This window comes from Cyanobium sp. BA20m-p-22 (assembly GCF_024346275.1).
In the GTDB taxonomy this organism is placed as follows: domain Bacteria; phylum Cyanobacteriota; class Cyanobacteriia; order PCC-6307; family Cyanobiaceae; genus Cyanobium_A.
The window spans coordinates 1-6,269 of the sequence record NZ_JAGQCQ010000222.1 but is presented as its reverse complement, the minus strand read 5'-3'; the positions used below and the strand labels follow the sequence as shown (position 1 = coordinate 6,269).

5 protein-coding genes and 1 pseudogene are annotated in these 6,269 nt (G+C 60.8%); all 6 read left to right on the top strand.

Annotation, left to right across the window (positions count from 1 at the left end):
• The coding region (locus tag KBZ15_RS16260) for a proton-conducting transporter membrane subunit (protein WP_261357671.1) at nt 1-928 on the top strand (928 nt) is incomplete at its 5' end.
• Between the two features lie 10 nt (nt 929-938).
• Nucleotides 939-2,465 carry an NADH-quinone oxidoreductase subunit M gene (locus tag KBZ15_RS16255; protein WP_255016238.1) on the top strand — a complete coding sequence of 509 codons (1,527 nt, stop codon included), beginning with the start codon at nt 939-941 and terminating at the stop codon, nt 2,463-2,465.
• Nucleotides 2,465-3,604, top strand: a complete 1,140-nt coding sequence (locus tag KBZ15_RS16250; protein ID WP_255016237.1) for a CO2 hydration protein — start codon at nt 2,465-2,467, stop codon at nt 3,602-3,604. The genes KBZ15_RS16255 and KBZ15_RS16250 overlap by 1 nt, the downstream gene beginning before the upstream one ends.
• Nucleotides 3,605-3,607: 3 nt before the next feature.
• Nucleotides 3,608-3,865: a 4a-hydroxytetrahydrobiopterin dehydratase gene (locus tag KBZ15_RS16245; RefSeq protein ID WP_255016236.1), complete on the top strand. Its 258-nt coding sequence runs from the start codon at nt 3,608-3,610 to the stop codon at nt 3,863-3,865.
• A 31-nt stretch (nt 3,866-3,896) separates the two neighbouring features.
• Nucleotides 3,897-4,817 carry a CbbX protein gene (gene cbbX / locus KBZ15_RS16240; RefSeq protein ID WP_254931065.1) on the top strand — a complete coding sequence of 307 codons (921 nt, stop codon included), beginning with the start codon at nt 3,897-3,899 and terminating at the stop codon, nt 4,815-4,817.
• A 241-nt stretch (nt 4,818-5,058) separates the two neighbouring features.
• Nucleotides 5,059-6,269: pseudogene (locus KBZ15_RS16235) on the top strand (hypothetical protein); the annotation flags it as partial.

The window sequence follows — 6,269 nt, the reverse complement described above, 5'->3', positions numbered from 1 at the left end:
CAAACGGGCCTTCTCCTACTCCACCACCTCCTACCTGGGGCTGGTGTTCATCGCCATCGCCCTTCAGCAGCCGGGGATTGCCATGCTGTTGCTGTTTGCCCACGGCCTGGCCAAGGCCCTGATCTTCATGAGCGTGGGCAGCATCATCGCTACCACCAGCTGCCAGGACCTGACCGAACTCGGTGGCCTCGGCTCCCGTATGCCGGCCGCCACCACCGCATACCTGGTGGGCAGCGCCGGCCTGGTGGGCCTGCTGCCCCTGGGCTGCTTCTGGTGCTTCGGGCTGCTGGTGGAGAGATTTGCCAGCCAGTACCCCTTCTTTGCCGCCGTTCTGCTGCTCACCAACGGTCTGACAGCCTTCAACTTCATTCGTGTATTCCGCCATGTGTTCATGGGCCCGCCCCTGCCTAAAACCAAGCGCGCCCCCGAGGTGAACTGGCTGATGGCCCTGCCGATGGTCAGCCTGACGGTGTTGGTCGTGCTGATGCCCCTGCTGATGGCTCGCCTCCATTCAGTTCCCGCCCTCGCCTCCTTCTCCTGGCCAGTAGCCCTGGCCGTTACCGCCAGCGGCCTAGTGGGGGCGGTGGGCGGCTCCCTGGTGCCACTGAACAAGTTCTGGTCCCGCTCGACGACCCGGTCGCTGCGGCTGCTGCAGGACCTGCTCGCCTCCGACTTTTACACCGACCGGATCTACCGCGCCACGATCGTGGCGGCGGTGGCGGGTCTGGCCCGGCTTTCGAACTGGATAGACCAGACCCTGGTGAATGGCCTGGTCAACGGGATCGGCCGGTTGTCGCTGGCCAGCGCCGAGGGTCTCAAGCTGGGGGTGAGCGGCCAGCTGCAGAGCTATGTGCTGACGGTGCTTGCGGCGATCCTGTTGCTGCTGGCCTCGCTGCAGTGGTTGCCGCTGCAGTGGCTGCACGGATGAGGAGAACAAGATGCTGAGCCTGCTGCTACTGATTCCCTTTGCCGGAGCCCTGTTGCTGGCCCTCTGGCCCGGCCGGCCGGCGGAGGGGCGCATGCGCACGGTGACGCTGGTGGTATTGGGCCTGCAGCTGGCCTGGAGCCTGGTGGTGCTGGCCCGCTTCGACCCAGCCAACAGCGCCATGCAGTTGCAGGAATCCCTGCCCTGGGTGGAAAGCCTGGGGCTCGAATACAAGCTCGGCGTGGATGGCCTGTCCTTGCCACTGGTGCTGATCAACGCTGCTTTGACGCTGGTTTCGGCCATCTGCACCCGAGATATCGACAAGCGGCCGCGCGTTTATTTTTTGCTGCTGCTGGTGATCAGTGGGTCTGTCAATGGGGCCTTTCTCGCCGAAAACCTGCTGCTCTTTTTCCTTTTCTACGAGCTCGAACTGATCCCCCTCTGGGGCCTGATCGCCATCTGGGGCGGAGTCAACCGGGCCTATGCGGCCACCAAGTTTCTGATCTTCACTGCCGTTTCCGGCATGTTGATCCTGGGGGCTTTTCTGGGGCTGGCCCTGTTGACGGGCACCGCGGACTTCAGCCTCACGCCGATCACCGGTGAACGGCTGGCCATGGGCAGCCAGCTGCTGCTACTTGGCGCCCTGCTGATCGGCTTCGGCATCAAGGTGCCCCTGTTCCCCTTCCACAACTGGCTCCCCGATGCCCACACCCAGGCCTCCACGCCGGTTTCGGTGCTGCTGGCTGGGGTGCTGCTGAAGCTTGGCACCTATGGGTTACTGCGTTTCTGCATGGGTCTGTTCCCCGAGGCCTGGGCCCTTTTGGCCCCTGGCCTGGCGGTCTGGGCGGCGGTTTCGGTGCTGTTTGGTTCGCTGGCGGCGATCGCCCAAAAGGACATGAAACGCATGGTGGCCTACAGCTCCGTCGGCCACATGGGCTACATCCTGCTGGCTGCAGCAGCGGCCACGCCAATAGCGATCCTAGGGGCGGTGTTCCAGATGGTGGCCCACGGCCTGATCTCAGCCCTGCTGTTTCTGCTGGTGGGAATCGTTTACCGCAAAACCGGCACCCGCGACCTCACGGTGCTGCACGGCCTGCTCAACCCCGAACGGGGCCTGCCGTTTACTGGAACGTTGATGATCGTGGGGGTGATGGCCAGCGCCGGCATGCCTGGCATGGCTGGCTTCATTTCCGAGTTCATGGTGTTCCGCGGCAGTATCGGTGCATTCCCTTTTGCCACCCTGCTGTCGATGGTGGGTTCGGGGCTCACTGCTGTTTACTTTTTGCTGCTGGTGAACCGGGCCTTCTTTGGCCGGCTGGCGGTTACTCCGCCCATCGATCCAGTGGCCCATGGCCGGCTCGATGTGAACCTTGCAGCGGTGGCTCCGCGCGAAACCATCCCGGCGATGGCCCTGGCTGTGGCCGTGTTTGCGATCGGTCTGCTGCCCTACGGCCTGGGCCGCCTGAGCGAGGCCGCCAGCACGGCCATGGTCCAGCTGCCAGCGCTGGCAGCCGCCGTGTATTCCGGAGGCCTGGGCTGATGCCGATCATTTCTGCTGAACTGGTGCGCAGCGGCGGCATGCCCAGCGCCGCCGAGCTGGAGGCCTCCCTGCTGGCCGGCCAAACCCTGCTGAGCAACACGGCCGAGCACCTGATCGAGGTGGTGGATGTGCTGGAAAGCTACGGCCAGGTGCTCGATGCCTACAGCAAAAACCTGATCTTCCAGGCCGAGCAGCAATTTCTGCTGCCCTTCCCGCTCTTTAAATATCTCGATGGCGACAAGACTGTGGCCAAGATCTGGCGCCATCTCAATCACGACCGGATCAATTTCGAGTATGCCGAATACTGCATGAAAGCCATGCTCTGGCATGGCACTGGCGGCCTCGATGCCTATCTGGATTCGGAGCCTTTTGCCGCCAATTGCCGCGCCATCATTGCTCGCAAGACCCGCCGCGATCCCCTGCTGGCCCTGCTCCACCCTGTGTTTCGGGGCTTCCTGATCGAGCTGATCCGCACGGCGGCCACCACCTCTGCCCTGGGTCAGTTCTGGCGGGTGATGAGCGATCTTTTCCTGGATCTGGCCGCAGCCGAGGCGGCCGGGCGGGTGGGCTCGATCGAAGCGGTGGTGGAGTTCATCAAGGACGGCCTGGTGGCGGCCGCCGCCCAACCGATCACCTATGCGGTGGAGATCGAGGGTGAACGGATGTGGGTGTTGCCGCCGGAGGCCAGACTCACCTTCCTTGCGGATGTGGCCGTGCCCTACGTGGAGGCCGTTTTCCTGAGGGGTTTGCCCTTCCTGGGTACGGTGAGTTTCAACGCCCAGGCCCAGCAGATCTCGCCAGACCAGGGCCAGTTTGCCTACGGCGCCCTCTATGCCGACCCCCTGCCGAGCATGGGAGCGGGCATCCCGCCGAGCCTGCTGATGCAGGACATGTATCGCCACCTGCCGGAGCGGTTGCACCAGTTGTATCGCCAGCGCGGCCGGGGCGAGGGGGACGTGCGCGTCAAGATCTGTATGAGCTTCCAGAAGTCGATGTTCTGCGTCACCAATGCCGCCATCCGCGGCACCTTCCCCAGCCCGCTTAGCAGCGGTGATCCAGCTGAGCAGGCCGCCAACCGCGCCTATGCCGCCGCCTGGGCCAGCCGCCTGGCGGTGGCCCGCACCGATTGCCTCGATTGACTTATGGACCAAGCCTGGACTCCCCGCCCCAAACCCGACCAGCCCGAGCGGCTGGAGAGGCGGCTGGAATTTGACGATTACGCCACAACCCGCGACTTTCTCGAGCGGCTCAATGCCCTGTGCGAGCAGCAGCAACGCTTCCCCGATATCAGCTTCGGCCGCACCTACGTCAACCTCACCCTGCGGGCTGAGGCCGACAACACCCCCATTGGTGAGCCTGAGTGGGGCTTTAGCGCAGCGATTGACGCGCTGATCGGCTGATTTTCTACAACCCTGTTCTCCCTTTATTGGCATGGGTTACCCCTCTGACGACACCCTGATCGACCTGCAATCGGCCTATGACGGGGCGGGTATTCAGGCGATGCTGGACCAGCTGGATCGGGAGCTGATCGGTCTGCGGCCAGTGAAAGCCCGGATCCGGGAGATCGCTGCCCTGTTGGTGGTGGATAGGGCGCGTCAGCAGGTAGGCCTGGAGACCACCCCACCGAGCCTGCACATGTCGTTCACGGGGCGGCCGGGCACCGGCAAGACCACGGTGGCAGAGCGCATGAGCAAGATCCTGCATGGCCTGGGCTACGTGCGCAAGGGCCACATGGTTACGGCCACCCGAGACGACCTGGTGGGTCAGTACATCGGCCACACGGCCCCTAAAACGCGGGAGATGCTCAAAAAAGCGATGGGCGGGGTGCTGTTCATTGATGAGGCTTATTACCTCTACCGCCCGGAAAATGAGCGCGACTATGGCGCCGAGGCGATTGAAATATTGCTCCAGGTGATGGAGGGCAACCGGGATGATCTGGTGGTTATCTTTGCTGGCTATAAGGAGCGAATGGATATCTTCTATCAGAGCAACCCCGGCCTCTCCTCCAGGGTGGCAAATCACATTGATTTTCCCGACTACTCTGCTGCGGAGCTGCTGGCGATCGCCCAATTGATTCTGGCTGCTGAAAACTACCGTTTCAGTGAAGAAGCCAGCCTGGCCTTTGCCGAATACATCCAGCGCCGCATGCAGCTGCCCTTTTTTGCCAATGCCCGCTCGATTCGCAATGCGATCGACCGGGCCCGCATGCGCCAGGCCAACCGGCTGTTCAGCCGCATGGGCAGCCCACTCACCAAGTTGGATCTGATGACGCTCGAAGCGGTGGATATCACGATCAGCCGGGTGTTTGCCGGCGAACTGGAGGGAAGCGACCCGGCCAGGCCGCTTTCCTAAATGCCGGCTTTGGCATGGGCAGACTGTTCCTTGTGTTACTAAGGGCCAGGCGCCAGAGGGAAGACCAGGAATTATGCAAAAAATGCATAACCCGGATCCAGAAACTCAGGTGAAATCGAGCCCAAATCGAAGCCAAAGTTTGGCGTTTGCGAGTAGAGTTTAAGCAAATCTAAAGCTAGATCAAGGGCGCCTGCGCCCGAGAGCTTCCGTTCTCACTGGCTTTTGCTCGCTCCTATCCGAAATGCCACTCGCACCCGCCAGCAAGCTCCCGGATCTGCTGGCGGAATGGCAGAAGCGTTTGCAGGGGTGGGCCCTGGATGGCTCCTTGACTGCGGCAGCGCAGGAGGCCCTTGGCCTAGGGGGCGAGCCAAAAGCCCTTGCCGATCTGGTGGCTGCCTGGGCCCGCGGCAATTTCAGCGGCCTGCCGCCTGTGGTTCTGCTCTCCTCAGCAGATATCAATGGTGCTCTGGGGGCGTATGCCATAAGCACGGGGTCGATCTATCTCAATGCCGATTGGCTGTTGAGCGCGAGCCAGGAACAGGTGAATGCGGTGCTTACAGAGGAGTTGGGGCATCACTTGGATGGGGTGCTGAATGCGGTGGATACGCCGGGGGATGAAGGCAACCTATTTGCCGCAAACACCCTGAAAATAGAACTTACTCGTGAGGCAAAAGAAGCCATTCAAAGAGAAGATGATAGCATTTTTATTACAGTCCAAGGAAATCAGGTAGAAGCGGAAGCCACCATAATCCGCACTGAGGATTTTGGAATATACCAACTTGCATTTTCTTCCGCAGGGACTGGAGGTGTTTACCTGAGGAAAAGGATCACCGAGGGCAGTAGCACCTTTGCTTGGGAATCCCTCGTTCCTGCTGCAGGAACTTTCCAGACATCAAATTCAATATACTCAGACCTGACCACTGCACAGGATGGATTCATCTACGTAGGTATTACGGCACAGAAGGATATCTTTTTCGACGAACCAATTGTCTGTAAGTACTCGAATAATGGCAGCCTGATATGGAGCATGCGCCCAGAGGGAGCGAATTCCCTTGGATACCAATACTGGGCAAGGCTATTTTCAGTAGCCCTGGGAGGTGATGGATACCTTTATGTGCGAGGAGAGACTGCTAAACATTTCACGACTGGCGTGTATTTGGAGAGCGGAGATACAGTGGCTTTCCTACAAAGGATCGCAGTAAGTACAGGGTCTATCTTGGATACCTTATACCAGAGCGCAGCATCGACGTTTGCAATCCCTCCGGTTGGAAGCACCACAAATCAAGCGCCCGTCATCAGCCTCGCGGTTTCCCCAACGGCGGTTTCAGAAGATGGCACCGCCAACCTGATCTATACCTTCACCAGATCTGGGCCCACCACTTCAGCTCTCAACGTCAACTACACCGCGAGTGGCACGGCAACCATTGTCACCGATTACACCGGTATCAGCAG